Source organism: Amycolatopsis cynarae, from assembly GCF_026802195.1.
GTDB lineage: Bacteria > Actinomycetota > Actinomycetes > Mycobacteriales > Pseudonocardiaceae > Amycolatopsis_E > Amycolatopsis_E rhizosphaerae.
In genome coordinates this window covers 5019778-5038019 of sequence record NZ_CP113836.1, presented here as the reverse complement: position 1 = coordinate 5038019, position 18242 = coordinate 5019778, and the positions used below count along the sequence as shown (strand labels likewise).

Genomic DNA, 18242 nt, shown 5'->3' with positions numbered 1-18242 from the left:
AGAAGGGACTACGGACCGGGGGAGACTTCGTCGCGGTCGCCGCGCAGGATCGGCAGCGGGGCACCGGCGAGGCCGGCCGCGAGGGTGGTGCCGTCGGCGGGGTCGATCAGCAGGAACGCCCCGGTGCGGCGGTTGACCGCGTAGTCGTCCACCGGCAACGGTTCCGCGGTGCGCACGCGGACAGCGCCGATGTCGTTGAGCTCCAGCGTTTCCGGAGAGTCCACACTGGACAAGCGCTGCTCGTCGAAGCGGGCGGTGAGTTTCTCGACGAAGGCGGGCACGGTGCGCGCGCCGTGCTTGACCAGCACGCGGGCGCCCGGACGCAGCGGCTTGTCGGACAGCCAGGCCAGGGTCGCGTCCAGCTCGTCCGACGGCACCGGCGCCCGGCCCGCGGCGGCGATGACGTCACCACGGGAGATGTCCAGCTCGTCGGCGAGCACGAGGGTGACCGAGCGGCCCGCCTCCGCGGAGGCGAGTTCGCCGTCGGCGGTGTCGATCCGCGCCACCGTGGTGCGCAGCCCCGCGGGCAGCACCACGACCTCGTCACCCGGCCGCACGGTGCCCGCCGCCACCTGGCCCGCGTAGCCGCGGTAGTCCGGGTGTTCGGGCGTGCGCGGGCGGATCACGTACTGCACCGGGAACCGGAACGGGACGTCGTGCGGGTCGGGCGCGGGCGGCACCGTTTCGAGGTGGTGCAACAGGGTCGGGCCGGTGTACCAGGGGGTGTTGGCCGAACGCTCCACCACGTTGTCCCCGGCCAGCGCGGACACCGGGATGGCGAGCACCGCGCCCTCCGCGTACCCCAGCGCCGTGGCGTGCGCGGTGAACTCCTTGGTGATCACGGCGAAGGTCTCCTCGTCGTAGTCGACGAGGTCGATCTTGTTCACCGCGAGCACGAGCCGGGGCACGCCCAGCAGGGCGAGCACCGCGGCATGGCGGCGGGTCTGCTCGACCACGCCCTTGCGCGCGTCGACCAGCAGCACCGCCAGTTGGGCGGTGGAGGCGCCGGTGACCGTGTTGCGGGTGTACTGCACGTGCCCCGGGGTGTCGGCCAGCACGAAGGTCCGCTTGGGGGTGGCGAAGTAGCGGTAGGCGACGTCGATGGTGATGCCCTGCTCGCGCTCGGAGCGCAGCCCGTCGACCAGCAGGGAGAGGTCCGGTGTGGACAGACCACGGTCCACGCTGGCGCGGGTGACCGCGTCGAGCTGGTCGGCCAGCACCGACTTGGTGTCGTAGAGCAACCGGCCGACCAAAGTGGACTTTCCGTCGTCCACACTGCCCGCGGTGGCCAGGCGAAGTAATGAGCTCATCAGAAGTAGCCCTCTCGCTTGCGGTCCTCCATGGCGGCTTCGGACAGGCGGTCGTCGGCCCGGGTCGCGCCGCGCTCGGTGAGCCGGCTCGCCAGCACCTCGGCGATGACTTCCTCCACCGTGGTCGCGGTGGATTCCACCGCGCCGGTGCAGGAACCGTCGCCCACGGTGCGGTAGCGCACGCTCAGTTCCCGGACGTCCTCGCCTTCGCGCGGCCCGCCCCACGGGCCGGAGGTGAGCCACATCCCGTCCCGCCGGTAGACCGGACGGCGGTGCGCGTAGTAGATCGAGGGCAGCTCGATCCCCTCGCGGGCGATGTAGTGCCACACGTCGGCTTCGGTCCAGTTGGACAGCGGGAACACCCGCACATGTTCTCCCGGACGGTGCCGTCCGTTGTAGAGGTTCCACAACTCGGGACGCTGCCGTCGCGGATCCCACTGCCCGAAGGCGTTGCGGAGGCTGAAGATGCGCTCCTTGGCGCGGGCGCGCTCCTCGTCGCGGCGGCCTCCGCCGAACACCGCGTCGAACCGGTGCTCGGCGATGGTGTCCAGCAGCGGCTGGGTCTGCAGCGGATTGCGGGTGCCGTCGGCGCGTTCGGTGAGCCGCCCGTCGTCGATCCAGTCCTGCACGCGCGCCACGACCAGGCGCAGGCCGTGCCGGGCCACCACCTCGTCGCGGAACGCGATGACCTCGTCGAAGTTGTGGCCGGTGTCCACGTGCAGCAGCGGGAACGGCACCGGCGCCGGCCAGAACGCCTTGATCGCCAGGTGCAGCAGGAGGGTGGAGTCCTTGCCGCCGGAGAAGAGGATCACCGGGCGGTCGAACTCGCCCGCCACCTCGCGGAAGATGTGGATGGCCTCGGACTCCAGCGCGGTGAGGTGGTCGGAATCGAACACCGTCACGCCGGTTCCGGGTACGGAAACGGAAGTCATGGCTGCCTTTCTGAACCCTTTTCGCCCTCGTTCAGCCGTGCAGGCCGCATTCGGTCTTGGCCTTGCCCGCCCACCGTCCGCTGCGGGGGTCGGCGCCGGGGGCGACCTTGGCCGTGCACGGCGCGCAGCCGATCGACAGGTAGCCCTCGGAGACGAGCGTGTTCTCCAGGACGCCGTGGGATTCGAGGTAGTCGCGGAACTCCTCGTCGGACCACGGGGCGATCGGGTTGATCTTCACCAGGCCGTTGCGCTCGTCCCAGGTGACGATCGGGGTGTCCGCGCGGGTCGGTGCGTCGACCCGGCGCACCCCGGTGACCCAGGCCGAATAGCGGGACAGGGTCCTGCGCAACGGAACCACCTTGCGCAACTGGCAGCACAGGTTCGGGTCGCGCTCGTGCAGTTTCGGGCCGTACTCGGCGTCCTGCTGCGCCACGGTCTGCTCGGGCACCGCGTTGACGATCCGGATGTCCGGGTAGACGGTGGCGACCGCGTCCCGGGTCCCGATCGTCTCCGCGAAGTGGTATCCGGTCTCGAGGAACAGAACGTCCACATCGGACTTGACCTGGGTTGCCAGGTCGATGAGCACCGCGTCCTGCATGTTCGAGGCCACGATGAAGTCGTCGCCGAAGGTGTCGGCGGTCCACTTCAGCACGGTGAGCGCGTCCGCGTCCGCCAGCGCCCGGCCCGCCTCCTCCGCCAGCGCCCGCAGTTCCGCTTCCCTGGTGGCCGTGGTCATCGCACTCCCTCTGGTTGCCGTATTCCGATGAACTTCACGGAAAACACCCGGCGGCAGGCGACGCACAGCCAGCCCTCGGCTTCTTCCGGGCGCAGATCCTCTTCGCCGCAGTAGGGGCAGTGGAACGGTGTGGCGCGCTCGCTCATCGCAGCTCGTCCTCCGGGGCCCGTGCCGCCCACTGCGCGAACCGCTCGCCCGGTTCCCGGCCCGCGTGGTAGTTGCGCACCACCCGCTCGACGTAGCCGACCAGCTCGCCGCCGGTCACCTTGTGCCCGCGCAGTTTCCGGCCGAACCCGGCGTCGAGGCCGAGGCCGCCGCCCAGGTGCACCTGGAAACCCTCGACCTGGTTGCCCTCGTCGTCGGTGACGATCTGGCCCTTGAGCCCGATGTCGGCGGTCTGGATGCGGGCGCAGGAGTTCGGGCAGCCGTTGAGGTGCACGGTGACCGGGCTGTCCCCGGTGTCCAGTTCGGACTCGATGTCGGCCAGGCGCCGCTCCAGTTCGGTGACCAGCTCGCGCGCCCGCGCCTTGGTCTCCACGATCGCGAGCTTGCAGAACTCGATGCCGGTGCAGGCCATCACGCCGCGCCGCCAGGGGCTCGGCTCACTCGGCAGGCCGAGTTCGGCGAGTTCGGCCTGCAGTCCCGGCACTTCCGTCTCCGGCACGTCGAGCACCACGAGCTTCTGCAGCGGCGTCAGGCGCACGCGGGCGGAACCGGCGCGTTCGGCGGCCTTGGCCACCGCGATCAGCGTGGAGCCGGACACACGGCCGGCGATCGGCGCCGTGCCCACCGAGAACGTGCCGTCCTTCTGGCGGTGCACGCCGACGTGGTCCCGGTGGCGTCCGGGCGCCTGGGGTGCGGGACCGTCGAGCAGCCTGCGCCCGAGGTATTCGGTTTCGAGGACTTCACGGAACTTCCGCGCCCCCCAGTCCTTGACGAGGAACTTCAGCCGCGCGCGGGAACGCAGGCGGCGGTAGCCGTAGTCGCGGAAGACGCTGATCACGCCCTCCCACACCTCGGGCACTTCGGCGAGCGGCACCCACGCGCCCAGCCGCTGCGCGAGCATCGGGTTGGTGGACAGCCCGCCGCCGACCCACAAGTCGAAGCCGGGACCGTGCTCGGGGTGGTGCACCCCGACGAAGGCGACATCGTGGATTTCGTGCGCCACGTCCGGCAGCCCGGAAATCGCGGTCTTGAACTTGCGCGGCAGATTGGCGTATTCGGGCTTGCCGAGGTAACGGCGCTTGATCTCGTCGATGGCCGGGGTGGCATCGATGATCTCGTCGTCGGCGATGCCCGCCAGCGGCGAGCCGAGGATCACGCGCGGGCTGTCGCCGCAGGCGGTCATCGTGGTCAGCCCCGCGCCTTCGAGCTTGGCCCAGATGGTGGGCATGTCCTCGACGCGGATCCAGTGGTACTGGACGTTCTGCCGGTCGGTGATGTCGGCGGTGTCCCGTGCGTAGGTCTGGGAGATCTCGCCGATCAGCGCGAGCTGCTCGGTGGTCAGCGCGCCGCCGTCGATCCGGACGCGGAGCATGAAGTACTCGTCGTCGAGTTCTTCCGGGTCCAGCGCCGCGGTCCGGCCGCCGTCGATGCCGGGTTTGCGCTGCGTGTACAGGCCGTACCAGCGGAAGCGGCCGCGCAGGTCACCCGGGTCGATCGAGGCGAACCCGCCGTGGGCGTAGGTCCCCTCGATCCGGGCGCGCACGTTGAGCGGATGGTCGTCCTTCTTCGAACGCTCGTTGGGGTTGAGCGGCTCGCGGTAGCCGAGCGCCCACTGACCCTTGCCGCGGCGCTGCCGGGCGCGCGGGGTGCGGGGGGTGGAGGTGTCGGACATTCTGGGGGTCCTCCGGGCGGTCGGAGGGCGCCGGCGCCACCGGTTGCCCCTGGATCCCTGGCGTGGGAAGGCAGTCCGCGGCGTCCGGCGCCGGCGGCTGGTGGGGAAAGCGCGGCGGCGTCAGCGGAAGGTGCGGCACAGGGCGCTGGCCACGCGCCGGAGATCGACGTGGCGGCGCGCCACGAGGAGAACACCGGCATGAGTCACGAGTTCACCGTGCCACGTGTCCACCCTGTGTTCCAGACGCGCCCACGTCCTGGGAACGGGCTTGACAGTGGGACACTGATGGGGTGGGAAGGCCATTCGGGGTGTACGTGCACGTGCCGTTCTGTGCGACCAGATGCGGTTACTGCGACTTCAACACCTACACGGCGGGCGAGCTGGGTTCGGCCGCGTCACCGTCGTCCTGGCTGGAAGCACTGCGGCGTGAGCTGGACTTCGGAGCTTCCCAGCCGGGCGCGAGGCCCGCCGAAACGGTGTTCGTGGGCGGTGGCACCCCGTCGCTGCTGGGTGCGGACGGACTCGCCGCCGTGCTGGACGCCATCCGGGGCTCCTTCGGGATCGCCCCGAGTGCCGAGGTGACCACGGAATCCAATCCGGAGTCCACTTCCCGGGAATTCTTCGCGGGCATCCGGGAAGCGGGCTACACGCGCATCTCGCTGGGCATGCAGTCCGCGGCGCGCCACGTGCTCCGGGTCCTCGACCGCGTGCACACACCGGGACGCCCCGTGGCCGCGGCGATCGAGGCACGCGAGGCCGGGTTCGAGCACGTGAACCTGGACCTCATCTACGGCACCCCGGGGGAACGGATCGAGGACCTGCGGGCCTCGCTCGACGCCGTGCTCCAGGCCGGGGTCGACCACGTGTCCGCGTACTCGCTGATCGTCGAGGACGGCACCGCGCTGGCGCGCCGGGTGCGTCGCGGCGAGCTGCCCGCCCCGGACGAGGACGTGCTCGCCGCCTATTACGAACTGATCGACCGGACCCTCACCGCCGCCGGCCTGGACTGGTACGAGGTGTCGAACTGGGCGGCTTCCCCCCAGGCCCGCTGCCGGCACAACCTGGGCTACTGGCAGGGCGGCGACTGGTGGGGGGCGGGTCCCGGCGCCCACAGCCACCTCGATGGGGTGCGCTGGTGGAACGTGAAGCACCCGGCCCGGTACGCCGCGCTGCTGGCCGAGGGGAAGTCGCCGGAGGCTGGCCGGGAGGTGCTCACCGACGCGGACCGGTACCTGGAACGGATCATGCTCGAACTGCGGCTGGCGGAGGGGCTGCCGCTGGAGGCACTGGAGCCCGGGGGACTGGCCGAGGCGCGCGCCGCGGCGTCCGAAGGGCTGCTCACCCCGGAGGCACTGGATCAGGGCCGGGCCGTGCTCACCGACCGCGGCCGCCTGCTCGCCGACGCCGTCGTCCGCAGGCTCGCCGACTGACCCGCCCCGCGCGGGCGAGGCCGTGAAGGGCTCGGGAGAGGTCTGGGCCACTTCTGCGGTGGGACTGCAACCGATCGCGGGGGTGCGGGCATTAGGCGGATGTGCACTTCGAGGAGTTCTCCCGGGAACAGCTGCCCGGGCTGGTGCGGTTCGCGGCCGTGCTCAGCGGGGATCGTGACCTGGCGCAGGACATCGTCCAGGACGCCCTCGTCCGGGCACACGCGCGCTGGAAGCGGGTGTCGGAGACCGAAAGACCCGACCTGTACCTGCGCAAGATGGTGGTGAACGGCTACCTTTCGTGGCGCCGCCGCTGGTACCAGCGGTCCGTGCGGGCGGTGGAGGACACCAGCCGGTTCACCGAAGGGCAGGTCGCCGACCCGGCCGGACGCATCGCCGACCACGAGCAGCTCGCCGCCCTGCTGGCCGGGCTGAGCCGTCCGCAGCAGGCGGCCATCGTGCTCCGCTTCTACGAAGACCGCGACGACGGCGAGATCGCCGAGGTGCTCGGGTGCGCCCTCGGAACCGTGCGGAGCCATATTTCGCGTGGCCTGTCCATCCTGCGGGCCCGCATGAAGAACGAACTGGAGGTGGCCTGAGCAATGGACGGTACGGACGAACTGCGGGAAGCCCTGCGCATCCGTGAAGTGCTGGCCCCCGACCCCGAAGAGGTGCTCGCCGGCACCGGGCGCCGGATCCGGCGGCGGCGCGCGCGGCGGCGCGCTCTGGGTGCGGCCACCCTGGTGGCGGTGACCACGGTGGGCCTGGCCGTGGGCCTTTCCTGGCTGCGCCAGGACGACGGGCAGCCCACGCTGCCGGTCGCCTCGCCGGGCGCCGGTGAAGTGGTGGTCCCGACGCTGCCGTTCACCCTCGAACTGCAGGGGTACGAGCTGAGCGACTGGTCGATCGGTCCGCACGAGACGAGTGCCGAGTACCACAGCACCGTGTGGCGGGGGGAGGTGTTCCGGATCGCCGTCGAGGATCACGACCCGAACCCGCTACTGCCGCTCACGAGGGTGGGCGGCTACGACTTCCCGGTGAAGGTGCGCCCGCTCGCCGGGGGAAAGGAGATCGCGGTGTCGTGGCCGTTCGGCGACGGCCGGTGGGCCGTCTTGAGCGGCGGCATCACGAACGACCTCCCCGTCCTGATCAGGATCGCGAAGTCCTTCCGCGCCATGCCGGCCACGCCGACGGGGATGATCCGGTCGCTGAAGGTGCCGGCCTCGTTGCGGCTGGTCTCGTGGTCCTGGAACCCGAAGAGCGAGAGGCTGGTCCTGTGCCCGCCCGGGGTGGAACCGGCCGACACCCAGGGCACGGACGACCGGTGCGTCTCGGTCGAAGCCGCCCTCGCCGCCGTGTTCCGGGGCCCGGAGACGAGCGCGCGGCAGAGCTTGAGCACGAGTGCGCGGCCCCCGGCCAGTTCGACGACGATCACTGCACCGCCCGCTTCCGCCACCACCCGCCCGGGGGATGCGGCCGGCACGGCGACCGTCGTGGACGGGGTGCCGTTGTGGATCGCCCCGGACGGCCGGAGGGTCACCCGGTCCTTCGGGGAAGAGCACTGGCTCGTTATCCACACCGGATCCGGTGATCAGGCGCTGCTCGTGCCGCTGGCCGTCTCCGCCGTCCCGGCACGGTGAACGGCCCGGTCAGCTCCAGATGGTGACGTAGACCGGGGGCCGGAAGCGGGACGGGGGCACGCCCGCACCGGGGGAACGCATCACCTGCATCGCCGCGGGGGTGGCCAGGAAGTGCCGCAGGGAAGCGGCCGCGGCGGACTGCCGGTCCCGGGGCAGGGTCGTCACGTGCCAGCACAGGGTCGCGGGGGTGGCGGCGGTGGGCACGACCGCGAGTTCGCGGCGGCGGAGCTGGGGGGCCGCGAGGTGCTCGATCGCGATCGAGACGCCGTGGCCGCCCGCCGCGGCCGACCAGGCGGCGGTCTGGTTCGGGAAGACCTGGATGGCGTCGTCGGCCACCCCGAGCCGCTGGAGCACCTTGGCGGTGTCGCTGTCCGGATCGGCGCCGGAGGGGCCGACCAGCCACGGCCAGCTCGCCGGGTTCCCGCGGTAGCGGGCCTGCGGCGCGGCCACGGCGACGAGGGTGCAGCGGAAGACGGGGGTGCTGTCGAGGCCGCTTTCGAAGGCGGGGCCGAGGGCGGCGTCGGCGAGCCGGTTGCCCACCAGCACCGGCATCTCGGCGGTCCGCGCCAGCCCGGCCGAGGCGTCCACGGGCAGGCCGGAGCGCGCGGCGAACGTTTCGAGCAGCGGGTTCGCCACGAACTCGGCGAGCGTGCTGGTGACCGCGACGTGCAGCCGCTCGGCCCTGCCGCTGGCCTCCCGGACGGCCGCGTCGGCATCGGCACCGAGGGCCACCATCTGCGAGGCGATGGGCAGGAGGCGGCCCCCGGCCGGGGTCAGCTTCATCCCGTCGGCGGTCCGCACGATGAGCTTGTCGCCGTGGTGCTGGCGCAGCGCGGCCAGCGCCTGCGACACCGCGGGCTCGCTCACGCCCAGGGCCCGCGCCGCGCCGGTCACCGAGCCGAGCCGGGCGACCAGGACGAACGCGCTGAGCTGACCGAGCGTCACCTCCGGCATTCTACGTGACCTGGGTCATTCTTCCTGGTGGGATAAGGGAAAGCTTATGGAGCCGTTGCCGCCGGCCCTCCGGCGACGGAGGCTGCCCGTCATGCAGGTACCTGCCCAGTTCCAGTACGAGAAAGCGACGAGCGTCGACGAGGTGCTCAGGCTGCTCGCCCAGTACGGGCCGGAGAGCCGGATCCTGGCCGGAGGGCACAGCCTCATCCCCATGATGAAGCTGCGGCTGGCACAGCCGCAGGCGCTCATCGACATCAACGAAATCGGTGAGCTGGCCCGGATCAGCGTCGAGGAGCACACCCTCTGCATCGGGTCGATGGTGCGGCACGCCGAGCTGCTGGCCTCCGCCGTGGTGGGCGAGCATTTCCCGATCTTCCACGACGCGGAACGCGTCATCGCCGATCCGGTCGTGCGCAACCGGGGCACCGTCGGCGGCTCGCTGTGCCAGGCCGACCCGTCCGAGGACCTGTCGGCGGCGTTCGCCGCGGTCCGCGGCGAGGCGGTCATCCAGGGCATCTACGGGCAGCGGACAGTGCCGGTGCGGGAGTTCTTCCGCGGCCCGTACGAGACCGTGGTCGGCGACGGGGAACTGCTGGTGGGGCTCCGGGTGCCGATCCGGTCCTCGGCCTCGGCCTACCGGAAGGTCGAGCGGCGGGCGGGGGACTGGGCGGTGGCCGCCGCCGGCGCCGAACTGCGCCTGGAAGGTGAGACGGTGGCCGAAGCGGGCATCGGCCTCACCGCACTCGGCGCGAGAAGCTTCTGCGCGCCCGAGGCCGAGGAGTTTCTCACCGGCGGGCCCGCCACCCAGGCCCGTTTCGAGCAGGCCGGGGCGATCGCCGCGGAGCACTGCGCGCCGGTCGCCGACCAGCGCGGTCCGGTGGACTACAAGCGGCATCTCGCCGCGACCCTCACCGCGAGGGCGCTCAAGGCCGCGCTGCACCGCTGGCGGGGCGGCCACCCGGCCGTCGGGGAAACGGAGGCGTGAGGTGATGGAAATCAGCGTGACGGTCAACGGGCAGGTCCACCGGCGCGAAGTCGAACCGCGCCTGCTGCTGGTGCACTTCCTGCGGGACACCCTCGGCCTGACCGGGACGCACTGGGGATGCGACACGTCCAACTGCGGGGCGTGCGTGGTGTGGCTCGACGAGGTTCCGGTGAAGTCGTGCACGGTGCTGGCGGTGATGGCCGACGGGCATCGCGTGCGGACCGTGGAGGGGCTGGCCGGAAAGGACGGTCTCGATCCGGTCCAGCAGGGCTTCCGAGCCTGCCACGGCCTCCAGTGCGGGTTCTGCACACCCGGCATGATGATGACCGCCCGGTGGCTGATCGACCACAACCCTGACCCGTCCGAAGAGGACATCCGCGAGGCCATCTCCGGGCAGCTGTGCCGCTGCACCGGTTACGAGAACATCGTGCGTTCGATCCGCTGGGCCGCCGAGCAGGAGGCGGTGACGGTCGCCGCGCCGAGAACCGAAGAGACCACGGTGGACACGATGAGGGAGACCGCGGCGGACACCGGGAAGGAGGTGCAGGCATGACCGCCATCGAGGAGCACCCGACCCCGATGGGTTTCGGGCGGATGCACCGCAAGGAGGACGTGCGGTTCCTGCGGGGGCACGGCAACTACGTCGACGACATCGTGCTGCCCGGCATGCTGCACGGCGCGGTGCTGCGCAGCCCCCACGCGCACGCGAAGATCCTCTCGGTGGACACCAGCGCGGCGCAGGCGCATCCGAAGGTGCGCGCGGTGATCACCGGCGAGACCCTGGCCGGGCTGAACCTGGCGTGGATGCCGACGCTGTCGCACGACGTGCAGGCCGTGCTGGCCACCGACAAGGTCCGCTTCCAAGGCCAGGAGGTGGCCTTCGTCGTGGCCGAGGACCGGTACTCGGCGCGGGACGCGCTGGAACTGATCGACGTCGAGTACGAGCCGCTGCCCCCGGTGGTCGACGCCCGCCATGCGCTCGACGAAGACGCGCCGGTGATCCGCGACGACATCGAAGGCCGCACGGACAACCACATCTTCGACTGGGAGGCCGGGGACCGCGCCCGCACCGACGAGGTGTTCGCCGCCGCGGACGTGGTCGCGGCGGCCGACATGATCTATCCGCGGGTGCATCCCGCGCCGATGGAGACCTGCGGCGCGGTGGCCGACCTGGATCCGGTCACCGGCAAGCTCACGATGTACACCACCACGCAGGCACCGCACGCGCACCGCACCGTCTACGCACTGGTCGCCGGCCTGCCGGAGCACCGGATCCGGGTGGTGTCGCCGGACATCGGCGGCGGCTTCGGCAACAAGGTCGGCATCTACCCCGGTTACGTGTGCGCCATCGTCGGGTCGATCCTCACGCAGAAACCGGTGAAGTGGATGGAGGACCGCTCGGAGAACCTGATGAGCACCTCCTTCGCCCGCGACTACCACATGCACGGCGAGATAGCGTCCACAAAGGACGGGAAGATCCTCGGGATCCGGGTGAAGGTGCTCGCCGACCACGGCGCCTTCAACGGCACCGCGCAGCCGTCGAAGTTCCCCGCCGGGTTCTTCGGCGTGTTCACCGGGTCCTACGACATCGAGGCCGCGCACTGCGAGGTCACCGGGGTCTACACGAACAAGGCACCCGGCGGGGTCGCCTACGCCTGCTCGTTCCGCATCACCGAGGCGGTCTACCTCGTCGAACGGATGGTGGACGTGCTCGCCTACGACCTCGGCGTGGACCCGGCGCACCTGCGGATGCGCAACCTGCTGCGGGCCGAGCAGTTCCCGTACCTCACCAAGACCGGCTGGGAGTACGACTCGGGCGACTACCCGCGTGCCCTGCGCATGGCGATGGACATGGTGGACTACGACGAACTGCGCGCCGAACAGGCGCAGCGGCGGGAGCTGAACGCCAACGGCGAAAGCGGCGACCTTCTCGGCATCGGGGTGGCGTTCTTCACCGAAGCGGTCGGCGCGGGGCCACGCAAGCACATGGACATCCTCGGGCTCGGCATGGCCGACGGGGCCGAACTGCGCGTGCACCCCACCGGCAAGGCGGTGCTGCGCCTGTCCTGCCAGAGCCAGGGGCAGGGGCACGAGACCACGTTCGCGCAGATCGTGGCCGAGGAGCTGGGCATCCCGCCGGACGACATCGACGTGGTGCACGGCGACACCGACCAGACCCCGTTCGGGCTGGGCACCTACGGATCACGCTCGACCCCGGTGTCCGGCGCGGCCACGGCGGTGGTGGCGCGCCGGGTGCGCGAGCGCGCCAGGCTGGTCGCCTCGGCGATGCTCGAAGTCAGCCCCGACGACCTGGAATGGGAGAAGGGCCGCTGGTTCGTCAAAGGCGATCCCGAAGCGGGCAAGTCCATTCAGGACATCGCGATGGCCGCGCATTCGAGTCTGGAGCTGCCCGAAGGTGTGGAGGGGCATCTGGACGCGACCTGCGTGTACAACCCGCCGAACCTGACCTACCCGTTCGGCGCCTACATCTGCGTGGTGGAGGTGGATTCGGACACCGGGCAGGTCAGGGTGCGGAAGTTCGTCGCCGTCGACGACTGCGGGGTGCGGATCAACCCGATGATCGTGGAGGGCCAGATCCACGGCGGGCTCGCCGAAGGGGTCGGCATGGCGCTGATGCAGGTGATGGCCTTCGACGAGGACGGCAACCACCTCGGCGGGTCCTTCATGGACTACCTGCTGCCCACCTCGTTGGAATGCCCGTCCTGGCAGCTGGGCGAGACGGTCACGCCGTCGCCGCACCACCCGATCGGCGCGAAGGGCATCGGGGAGTCGGCCACGGTCGGCTCGCCCGCCGCGGTGGTCAACGCGGTGCTGGACGCGCTGAAGCCCTACGGCGTACGGCACGCCGACATGCCACTGACCCCCGCCGCGGTGTGGCGGGCGATGCAGGGACGTCCGTTGCGCCCGGACCTGGCGATCACCTGAGATGCCCAGTCGCGAACTGCTCGCGCAGGCGGATTCCCTCCGTGCGGCCCGGAAACCGTTCGTCCTGGCCACCGTGGTGCGGGTGCAGCGCCCGACCAGCGCCAAGCCCGGTGACTGCGCACTGGTGCTGCCGGACGGCACGATGTCCGGCTTCGTCGGCGGGAGCTGCGCCGAATCGACGGTGCGGCGGCAGGGGATCCGCCTGCTCGGCACCGGGAGGTCCACGCTGCTGCGCATCACAGCGGAGGCGGGCACGCGGGAACGGGTCGAAGAGGGAGTGGTGACCGTCGGCAACCCGTGCCTGTCCGGTGGCACGCTGGAGATCTTCCTCGAAGCGCAGTTGCCGCCCGCGCTGGTGGTGGTGTTCGGGGACGCACCGGTGGCCAGGGCGCTGGTTTCCCTCGGCCGCGCGATCGGGTACGACGTGCGCGCCGCCGTGCCGGGGGAGGCGGTGCCCCCCGACGCCGCGGCGGTGATCGTCGCCTCGCACGGGCGGGACGAGGAACCGGCCCTGCGGGCCGCGCTCGCCGCGGACGCGGGCTACGTCGGGCTGATCGCGAGCCGCCGCCGGGGCGCGGCGGTGCTCTCGGCGCTGGAACTGGACCCCGGCCGGGTGCGCACCCCCGCCGGGCTGGACATCGGGGCCGGAACCCCGGAGGAGATCGCGGTCTCGGTGTACGCGGAGCTGATCGCCTCCCGCCGGGGTACCGGCGGCACCGCGGCGCGGCCCGCGGTGCAGGAGGCGGCCGGGCATCCGGAGGCCGTCGATCCGGTGTGCGGCATGAGCGTCGCGGTCACGCCCGGCGCGCTCCGGCTGGCGCACGGCGGGCGCGAGTACCACTTCTGCGGGCCGGGCTGTCGCCAGGCCTTCTCGGACGACCCGGCGAGGTATGCCGATGAGTGAGCAGGTCCAGGAGTTCGCGCGCAGGCTGGAGGAGGCGGGGTACCTCACCGACGAGGCACTGGCCACCGCGCTGTTCCTCGCCGTGCACCTGACCCAGCCGATCCTGCTCGAGGGCGAGCCGGGGGTGGGCAAGACCGAGGCGGCGAAGGCGCTGGCGCGGGCGTTGGACACCAGGCTGATCCGGTTGCAGTGCTACGAAGGACTGTCCTCTTCGGATGCCCTGTACGAGTGGAACTATCCCCGGCAGCTGCTGGGGATCCGGCTCGCCGAGTCACGGGGCGAACCACTGTCCGAAGAGGACCTTTTCGGCGAGGACTACCTGATGGCGCGGCCGCTGCTCGCCGCGATCGAACATCCCGGTCCGCGCCCGGCCGTGCTGCTGATCGACGAAGTCGACCGCGCCGACGACGAGTTCGAGGCCTTCCTGCTCGAACTGCTCGCCGAAGCCAGTGTCACGATTCCCGAACTGGGCACGCGGCACGCGGTGGTGCCGCCGATCGCGGTGCTCACCTCGAACCGGACGCGCGAACTGCATGACGCGCTGAAGCGGCGGTGTCTCTACCAGTGGATCGCCCATCCCGGTCCGGCCAGGGTGGCCGCGATCATCCGGCTCCGGGTGCCGGGGGTGGCGGACTGGCTGGCCGGGCAGGTCGCCCGCTCGGTGCAGCGGTTGCGGGGGCTCGAACTGTACAAACCGCCGGGCGTGGCGGAGGCGATCGACTGGGCCGCGGCGCTGCACGCGCTGGGGGTGGAGACACTGGACGAACCGGCGTTGCGGCACACGCTGAGTGCGCTGATCAAGTACGAAGAGGACCGTGCGGCGGTGGAGAAGGCCGGGCTGGCCGGGGTGGCCGGTGGTGAGGGCTGACCTCGCACTCGTCGCCGCCCGGTTCTGCGGGGCGCTGCGCGCGGCGGGCCTGCCGGTCGGCGTGGACCGCGCCGCCCGGTTCACCCGCGCGGTGCTGCTGCTCTCACCGGTGGAGACCCGTGAGCTCCGCTGGTGTGCACTGGCCACCCTGGCGTCGGCGCCCGGCGAGGTCGAGATCGTCGACCGCGTGTTCGCCGCCGTGTTCGGCGGGGGCATGGACCTGGCCGACTTCCGCGGCGACCGGCCGGAACCACCCTTGTCCACAGTGGACGCCAAGAAGGCCGCGTTCTCCGTGGGGGACGAACCCCGGGAACCGGGACGGGTGCGCGAGCTGGCGGTCGCGACGGCGGGCAGCGCCGTGGAACGGCTGGCTTCCCGTGACTTCGGGGACCTGGAACCCGGGGAACTGGCGCTGCTGCGCGACGCGATGCGGCGGCTGCGGCTGGCGACCCCGCCGAGGCGGACCCGCCGTAAACGGGCGACGCCCGCCGGGCGGCGCGTGGACCTGCGTGAGACTCTGCGCCGGTCCCGGCGCAGCGGCGGGGAACCGGCCGTGCTGCGCCGGTGGAGTCCCCGGTGGAAACCGCGGAAACTGGTGGTGCTGTGCGACATCTCCGGCTCCATGCAGGCGCACGCACGGGCGATGCTGCAACTGCTGGTGTGCGCGGCCGGGGGAACCCGCGCGGAGGTGTTCACCTTCGCCACGCGTCTGACCCGGCTCACCCGCGCGCTCAGGTCGAAACCCGCGCTGGCGATGCGGAGGGCGGGGGAGGAGGCGCCGGACTGGGCGGGCGGCACGCGGATCGGGGCGGCACTGCGCGAATTCCTTGACGCGTACGGTGCGCGCGGGATGGCACGCGGCGCGGTCGTGGTGATCGTTTCCGACGGCTGGGAGACCGGGCCCGCCGAACTCCTCGGGGCCCAGATGGAACGCCTGTCCCGGCTGGCGCACCGGATCGTGTGGGTCAACCCGCGCACCGCGAAACCCGGCTACCGGCCGCTCGCCGGCGGCATGGCCGCCGCCTGGCCGTACTGCGACGCCGTGGTCAGCGCCCACCGGCTCGACGCCCTCGGCCCCCTCCTCGACGCCCTCGCCTGATCTCGCCTGTGTCGAAGTGGTGTGCGTGGCGGTGCGGGTAGCGGAACCTGACGTGGTCCCTCGCTGTGGGATCTCCTCCTCATGGTGCAAGCTGACAGCTCACCGCAAGCGGCTCCGCCGCTTATAAAACACCTCCGGGCGGAGGCTTCAGCCGTCGATCCAGGTGAGGGGGTCGGCGATCACCCGGGCGATCACGCTGCCCGCCGCGCCGTGCAGGGCGGCGTCCGCGCCGAGCTTCGCCTGCCGGAGGACAAGCCCGGGAAGACGGTCCTGCACGCGGCGGAGCAGCGGCTCGCCGAAGGCACCCAGCCGCCCGCCGAGCACGACGGTGTCCGGGGCGAGCAGGGCGCGCACCGGGACCAGCGCGTCGGCGAGGGCGTCGGCGGCGGTGTCCCGGGCCCGGCGCGCGGCCGGGTCACCGCGACGGATCAGACCGGTGACCGCGTCCTCGTCCCCCAGCAGCCGGGACGGGCCGGGACCGGCGAGCCCGGCCGCGGCCGCCATGGCGGCCCGTCCGGCGTAGCGGTCCAGGCAGCCGCGGTTCCCGCACGGGCACGGCTCGCCGCGGCGGCGCACGGGGACGTGGCCGAGGTCTCCGGCGAGGGTGAGGGCGGGGTTGAGCGGCGCGAGCCCGATCACGTCCTCCCCGCCGAGGTAGAGCCAGTCCCCGGCGGCGCCCGCCTGGTACTCGGCCAGCGCCGCGCACGCCACTTCGCCGGCCAGCCGCACGTCCAGTCCGTGCAGGTCGAGTTCCCGCAGCTGGGCGGAGACGAGACCGATCACGTCGACGTCGCGCCAGCGCAGGGCCGGGGCCCAGGTGACCACGGGCCGTCCTCGCGGGCCCGGGGACACCGTGCCGCCGACGGTGATCCCGATGCCCGCCACCAGCCGCCCGGCCAGCGTCGCCTCCTCGAACAGCCGCCGCAGGACCGGCCGCGCGGCCCGTGCTCCTTCGGCGGCGGGGACCGCGGCGACGTCGAACCGCCGCACGTGCCGGGCCAGCGGGCGGCCGGACAGGTCGAGGAGGGTGGCGGCGGCGAAGTCGGCACCGAACTGCAGCCCCATCGCGACCGGGCCGTAGGGGTCGAGCACCAGCCGCCCGGCGGGACGGCCGGGTGCTCCGCCGGGTGCCGGGCCGAGGTCTCGCACCAGCTCCGCCGAGATCAGTTCCGTGACCAGGGCGGAGACGGTCGCCTTGGTCAGCCCGGCCCGTTCGGCCAGCTCGACCCGTGAGACCGGCGCGGAGCGGGCGATCAGGTTCATCACCAGCGCGAGGTTGTGGCGCCGCATCGCCTTGGCGCCGGCGCCCACCCGGGAAGACTCCATGAATCGAAAGTTTAGTGAACTTACTATCTCTGGCGGCCCCGGCTCCCCGCCCGTTAGACACGACGCGGCAACGACGCGAAAGGCGGTCAGCGATGGCAGAGGTCAGTTACCGGCAAGCCTCCCGGCTCTACCCCGGCTCCCCGCCGGTCCGCGCCGTGGACGCGCTCGACCTGGAGATCGCCGACGGCGAGTTCCTGGTCCTGGTCGGCCCGTCCGGCTCGGGCAAGTCGACGGCGCTGCGCATGCTCGCCGGACTCGAAGACGTCGACGAGGGCGCGATCCACATCGACGGCCGCGACGTCACGAACACCCCGCCCAAGGACCGCGACATCGCGATGGTGTTCCAGTCCTACGCCCTCTACCCGCACATGACGGTCGCGGAGAACATGGGCTTCGCGCTCAAGCTCAAGCGCCTGCCCAAGGCGGAGATCGCCCAGCGGGTCCGGGAAGCGGCGGCTCTGCTCGACCTCACGCCCTACCTCGACCGCAAGCCCAAGGCGCTCTCCGGCGGGCAGCGGCAGCGCGTGGCGATGGGACGCGCCATCGTCCGCGAACCCGCGGTGTTCCTGATGGACGAGCCACTGTCCAATCTGGACGCCAAGCTCCGCGTGGAGACGCGCGCGAACATCGCGGCGCTGCAGAAGAGGCTGGGTACCACCACGATCTACGTCACGCACGACCAGGTCGAGGCGATGACGATGGGGCACCGGGTCGCCGTGCTCAAGGACGGCAAGCTGCAGCAGTGCGACACGCCGCGCAACCTCTACGAGCGGCCCCTGAACGCCTTCGTGGCCGGTTTCATGGGTTCGCCCGCGATGAACCTCAAGACCGTCGCGCTCACCGATGGGGGCGCGCGGCTCGACGGGCTCACCGTGCCGCTGCCCCGGGCCACGCTCGCCGCCGCCGAGGCGGCCGGGGTGGACCGGATCCAGCTCGGCGTGCGGCCGGAGTCGCTCCGCCCGGCGCATGAGGGGGAGCAGGCCGCGAAGCTGACCGTCGAGCTGGTCGAGGAACTGGGCGCGGACGCCTACATCCACGGCAGCATCCGCATCGGCGACACGCCGGAACGGTTCGTGGTGCGGGCCGAAGGCCGCCGCCCGCCGCAGATCGGCGAGATCGTCGAGGTGGCCATCGCCGACGCGGGCGACGTGCACGCCTTCCACCCGGAAAGCGGCGAACGCCTTCCGGACGCCTGACGCGCCCGCCCGGGGTAGGGACGGCCCTACCCCGGGCCCGGGGGAAAGCACTGGTGATCGGAAAGCGCCCCGCTGATGTGAT

18 protein-coding genes are annotated in these 18242 nt (G+C 71.9%); 10 read left to right on the top strand and 8 right to left on the bottom strand.

Annotation, left to right across the window (positions count from 1 at the left end; genetic code table 11):
• Positions 1-8: 8 nt before the first annotated feature.
• From ORV05_RS24055 to ORV05_RS36530, 6 genes are all read right to left on the bottom strand, one after another.
• Positions 9-1310, bottom strand: coding sequence for a sulfate adenylyltransferase subunit 1 (locus ORV05_RS24055; protein WP_268754288.1), 1302 nt, complete (start codon positions 1308-1310; stop codon positions 9-11).
• A complete protein-coding gene (cysD, locus tag ORV05_RS24050) occupies positions 1310-2242 on the bottom strand; it encodes a sulfate adenylyltransferase subunit CysD (RefSeq protein ID WP_268754287.1) in 933 nt (310 codons plus the stop codon). The genes ORV05_RS24055 and cysD overlap by 1 nt, the downstream gene beginning before the upstream one ends.
• 31 nt (positions 2243-2273) lie before the next feature.
• The gene (locus ORV05_RS24045) at positions 2274-2978 is read right to left on the bottom strand and encodes a phosphoadenylyl-sulfate reductase (protein WP_268754286.1); all 705 of its coding nucleotides are present in this window, start codon (positions 2976-2978) and stop codon (positions 2274-2276) included.
• Complete coding sequence (locus ORV05_RS24040; protein ID WP_268754285.1) at positions 2975-3124, bottom strand: Insertion element protein; 150 nt, start codon at positions 3122-3124, stop codon at positions 2975-2977. The genes ORV05_RS24045 and ORV05_RS24040 overlap by 4 nt, the downstream gene beginning before the upstream one ends.
• On the bottom strand, positions 3121-4815 hold the full coding sequence (locus ORV05_RS24035) for a nitrite/sulfite reductase (protein ID WP_268754284.1): 1695 nt from the start codon (positions 4813-4815) through the stop codon (positions 3121-3123). The genes ORV05_RS24040 and ORV05_RS24035 overlap by 4 nt, the downstream gene beginning before the upstream one ends.
• Positions 4816-4935: 120 nt before the next feature.
• Positions 4936-5118 (bottom strand): putative leader peptide, encoded by a 183-nt coding sequence (locus ORV05_RS36530; RefSeq protein ID WP_407652539.1) that lies wholly within the window; start codon positions 5116-5118, stop codon positions 4936-4938.
• On the opposite strand from ORV05_RS36530, the gene hemW reads away from it, so the two are divergent.
• The 3 genes from hemW (at position 5106) to ORV05_RS24020 (ending at position 7882) form a co-directional block, all read left to right on the top strand.
• Positions 5106-6245, top strand: a complete 1140-nt coding sequence (hemW, locus tag ORV05_RS24030; protein WP_268754283.1) for a radical SAM family heme chaperone HemW — start codon at positions 5106-5108, stop codon at positions 6243-6245. The genes ORV05_RS36530 and hemW overlap by 13 nt on opposite strands.
• Positions 6246-6346: 101 nt before the next feature.
• Positions 6347-6841: a SigE family RNA polymerase sigma factor gene (locus ORV05_RS24025; RefSeq protein WP_268754282.1), complete on the top strand. Its 495-nt coding sequence runs from the start codon at positions 6347-6349 to the stop codon at positions 6839-6841.
• A gap of 3 nt (positions 6842-6844) precedes the next feature.
• The gene (locus tag ORV05_RS24020; protein ID WP_268754281.1) at positions 6845-7882 is read left to right on the top strand and encodes a hypothetical protein; all 1038 of its coding nucleotides are present in this window, start codon (positions 6845-6847) and stop codon (positions 7880-7882) included.
• A 9-nt stretch (positions 7883-7891) separates the two neighbouring features.
• Here the strand turns inward: ORV05_RS24020 and ORV05_RS24015 are convergent, their stop codons facing one another.
• Positions 7892-8827, bottom strand: a complete 936-nt coding sequence (locus tag ORV05_RS24015; protein ID WP_326938081.1) for a LysR family transcriptional regulator — start codon at positions 8825-8827, stop codon at positions 7892-7894.
• 100 nt (positions 8828-8927) lie between these two features.
• Here ORV05_RS24015 and ORV05_RS24010 point away from each other — a divergent pair, with 100 nt between their 5' ends.
• From ORV05_RS24010 to ORV05_RS23985, 6 genes are read left to right on the top strand one after another with little or no spacing between them, the layout of a single operon-like run.
• Positions 8928-9821 (top strand): FAD binding domain-containing protein, encoded by an 894-nt coding sequence (locus ORV05_RS24010; RefSeq protein ID WP_268754279.1) that lies wholly within the window; start codon positions 8928-8930, stop codon positions 9819-9821.
• Between the two features lie 4 nt (positions 9822-9825).
• Positions 9826-10374 (top strand): (2Fe-2S)-binding protein, encoded by a 549-nt coding sequence (locus tag ORV05_RS24005; RefSeq protein ID WP_268759872.1) that lies wholly within the window; start codon positions 9826-9828, stop codon positions 10372-10374.
• Positions 10371-12767 (top strand): aerobic carbon-monoxide dehydrogenase large subunit, encoded by a 2397-nt coding sequence (locus tag ORV05_RS24000; protein WP_268754278.1) that lies wholly within the window; start codon positions 10371-10373, stop codon positions 12765-12767. Before ORV05_RS24005 ends, ORV05_RS24000 begins: the two co-directional genes overlap by 4 nt.
• Position 12768: 1 nt before the next feature.
• Positions 12769-13671 (top strand): XdhC family protein, encoded by a 903-nt coding sequence (locus ORV05_RS23995; RefSeq protein ID WP_268754277.1) that lies wholly within the window; start codon positions 12769-12771, stop codon positions 13669-13671.
• Positions 13664-14539 (top strand): AAA family ATPase, encoded by an 876-nt coding sequence (locus ORV05_RS23990; protein WP_268754276.1) that lies wholly within the window; start codon positions 13664-13666, stop codon positions 14537-14539. Before ORV05_RS23995 ends, ORV05_RS23990 begins: the two co-directional genes overlap by 8 nt.
• Positions 14529-15638, top strand: coding sequence for a vWA domain-containing protein (locus ORV05_RS23985; protein ID WP_268754275.1), 1110 nt, complete (start codon positions 14529-14531; stop codon positions 15636-15638). The genes ORV05_RS23990 and ORV05_RS23985 overlap by 11 nt, the downstream gene beginning before the upstream one ends.
• Positions 15639-15785: 147 nt before the next feature.
• Here ORV05_RS23985 and ORV05_RS23980 read toward each other — a convergent pair whose 3' ends face one another.
• Positions 15786-16964 carry an ROK family transcriptional regulator gene (locus ORV05_RS23980; RefSeq protein WP_268754274.1) on the bottom strand — a complete coding sequence of 393 codons (1179 nt, stop codon included), beginning with the start codon at positions 16962-16964 and terminating at the stop codon, positions 15786-15788.
• A 92-nt stretch (positions 16965-17056) separates the two neighbouring features.
• Between ORV05_RS23980 and ORV05_RS23975 the strand changes: the two genes are divergently transcribed.
• On the top strand, positions 17057-18160 hold the full coding sequence (locus tag ORV05_RS23975; protein ID WP_268754273.1) for an ABC transporter ATP-binding protein: 1104 nt from the start codon (positions 17057-17059) through the stop codon (positions 18158-18160).
• Positions 18161-18242 lie beyond the last annotated feature (82 nt).